This window comes from Undibacterium sp. Ji50W, assembly GCF_049340445.1.
GTDB lineage: Bacteria > Pseudomonadota > Gammaproteobacteria > Burkholderiales > Burkholderiaceae_D > Undibacterium.
The window spans coordinates 1-3340 of the sequence record NZ_JBMPOX010000048.1 but is presented as its reverse complement, the minus strand read 5'-3'; the positions used below and the strand labels follow the sequence as shown (position 1 = coordinate 3340).

General features: G+C 58.5%; 1 protein-coding gene. It reads left to right on the top strand.

Going from position 1 to position 3340, the window contains the following annotated elements:
- Positions 1–3340: hypothetical protein (locus ACO0K9_RS27875; RefSeq protein ID WP_422990639.1), on the top strand; the 3340-nt coding region annotated here is incomplete at both ends.

The following is a 3340-nucleotide window of genomic DNA, read 5'->3' as shown; positions in this document are numbered from 1 at the left end:
ACCCGCACCACCTACGACCTGCTACCGATGCTGACCGCATCAGCCAATGACCTCATCAGCCGCAGCTTCTATGATGCAGCCGGTCATCTGAGTAAAACCGTCAGTGCCGCCGGTCTCGTCACTGAATACAGCTACGACGCTGCAGGCAACCTGCTGTCCACCGTACAAAGAGCCAATACCCTTGCCCCTGCCAGCCTCAGCCTTCATGCCGGTCCGCAAGATGTGGTCGTCGCTGCCCATGCCAATGACCGAACCAGTGTGGGCTTCTATGACGCCAACCACCAGCTCATCGGTACCGTCGATGCCGAAGGCTACCTCAGCCAATACCGCTACGACAGTGCCGGACACCGTGTTGAAGTCATTCGTTACGCCACTAAAGTTGCTGGTGCCGTCACCACCAGCAGCAACTTCGCGTCCCTGATCCCAGCCGTCAATGCCGCCGACCAGCACAACTACGCCCTCTACAATACCAAAGGCCAACTTGTTGCCAATGTCGATGCCGAAGCTTATTTGACCGAATTGCATTACGACGCCAATGGCAATGCCACCAGCAGCACCCGCTATAGCAACAAAGCCCTCGGTCCCGTCACTGCCAGTTCCACCCTGGCCAGCCTGCGTCCCGCCAGCAATGCCGAAGACCAGGTCAGCAGCCAGACCTATGATGCCCTCAACCGTGTGGTGACCAGCACCAATGCCGAAGGCACCCAAAGGCAATACCAGTACGATATTGCCGGCAACCTGATTAAAGTCATCGATGCCGCCGGTAGCGGCGACATCCGCATCAGCAACCAGCGTTACGACCAACTGGGTCGCGTCAGCGCCACCCTGTCCGGCCTGGGCAGTGCCCAACTCACAGGTCAACAAAGCCCGCAAGAAATCGATGCCATCTGGGCCCAGTATGGCACCAGCTATGCCTATGACACCGCCGGTCGCCGCATCAGCATGACCGACCCGAACGGCAACACCACCCTGTTCTATTATGACCAGAGCGGTAACCTCACCCACAGCATCAATGCCCTGGGGGAAGTGCAGGAACGCCGCTACAACAATCTCAACCAACTGGTCAGCACCGTCCAGTACGGCACCCGCCTGACGGAGTTGACTTCCCTGCATGGTGGCCTGGTCGATAGCCATCTGCAAACAGCACTGGCAGGCATTGCCAACAGCGCCCTCGATAGCAGCAGCACCATCAGTTACAACAGCGCCGGCCAGGTGGCCAGCATCACCGACCCGCTTGGTGCCGTCACCAGCTTTAGCTATGATGCCTTTGGTGAACGCATCAGTACCACCACCGGCACCACCGGCGCCGGCAATACCGCCCTGACCCAACTGGCCATGTTTGACCACCGTGGTTTGCAAACCGGCTCTGTCACCGACACCACCGGCGTTGCCGCCACCAACCAGGTGGATTATGATGCCTTTGGCCGTGCCATCCGCAGTGTCGATGCGAATGGCAATGTACGCCAGGTCAGCTATGACCGTTTAGGCCGTGCCATCGTCAGCATTGATCCTGTCTCTGCCGACGCCAGTCAGACGCAACGCAGCGTCAGCTATGATGCGATAGGCCGTGTCCTGACCCAGACCGACGGCAATGGCAATACGGTGACCTACAGCTACAACACCGCCAACCGCGGCATCAGCGTCACCACGGCTGAAGGCGTGACTGTCAGCACTATCCACAACCGCCAGGGCCAGACCAATAGCGTCACCGATGGCAATGGCCATGTCACCAGCTATCACTATGATGCGAATGGCAATTTGCTGAATGCTGCCAGCGAACTCACTAGCGCCAGCACGGTCTATGACCATGCCAACCGCCTGATCCAGACCACCGATGCCAATGGCAACAAAGTCGATTACCACTACGATGCCGCCAACCGTCTGCTGTCGCGCACCGTCGACGCAGCAGGCCTGGCACTCACCACCAGCTACCAGTACGACGCCAAAGGCCAGCAAATCCGCATGACCGATGCCAATGGCATCGTCACCCTGACCAATTATGATCTTAAAGGCCAGGTCAGCAGCCAGGTGGTTGACCCGAGCGGTCTCAACGCCATCACCCGCTACAGCTACGATGCGCAAGGCCATGTGCTGCGCGTGACCAGCCCGGCAGGGAATGTGGTCCAGTATGATTATGATGCCCAGGGTCACCGGATTGCCGACCATACCGACCCGGATGGACTGAACCTCAGCCGTCATTATCAGTATGATGCCAAAGGCAATGTCACCAGTGTCACCGATGCCGATGGCAATCTGACCCGCTATGTATGGGATGCCAATGACCGCCTGGTGTATACCATCAACCCCACTGGCGCCGTACAAAAGGCCATCTATGACCATGAAGGCCGGGTACTCACCAGCATCAGCTATGCCAATCCGATTGCACTGACAGGCCTCAGCACCAACCCCAGCCAGGCTGAAGTGGCTGCCAGGCTGCAGGCTGACCCGGCCCAGGATGTGCGCCAGAACCGCGTGTATGACAAAGATGGCCATGTCCGTTTCACCATTGATGCCGCCGGCAGTGTCACCAGTTTCACCTATGATGCCAATGGCAATGTGACCGAGCGCGTCAGCTATGCCAAACCGATACGCCTGTCGAGCTGGACCCCGGGTACCGCCCCGCTGGTAGTGGCCGATGCGGCCCATGACCAGCGTGTACGCACGGTCTATGATGCATTGAACCGCCCAATTTACGTCGTCAGCGGCACCGGCACTGTCACTAAAAATACCTATGATGCCAATGGCAACGTGGTCGATGCCATCACCTATGCCAGAGCATTGCCCGCCAGCACGCCGATGACTGTCACGGCTTTGGCCGCCGCCACGGCCGCCCTGACGGATACGGCGCATGATGCGCATGTACACCGCAGCTACGATGCCGCCAATCGCCTGAGCTGGAGCGTGAATGGCAGTGGTGCCGTGACCCAGCAAGTGTTTGACAAGAACGGCAACCTGGTCAAACAGATCAGTTATGCCAATACCGTCGCTACCGGTACCACCGGTGCCGCAGCCAGCAGTGTGCAGGCCAGTGCAGCGGACCGTGTCACCCTGATGACGTATGACGATGCCAATCGCCTGAGCTACCAGGTGAATGCCGATGGCAGTGTCAGCCATCTTATCTATGATGCGAATGGCCAACTGGCACAGCGGATTGCCTATGCCACTACGATTGCAGCACCGACTGCCACAACGCAACTCAGCAGCAGCGATATCGCCAGTCAGTTGCAGCCCAATGGCAAGCAAGACCGCAATGTGCGGTATACCCATGACGCTGCTGGCAGGCTGGTGTTTACCGTCGACAGCCAGGGCGCTGTTTCAGAAAATCGCTATGATGCCAATG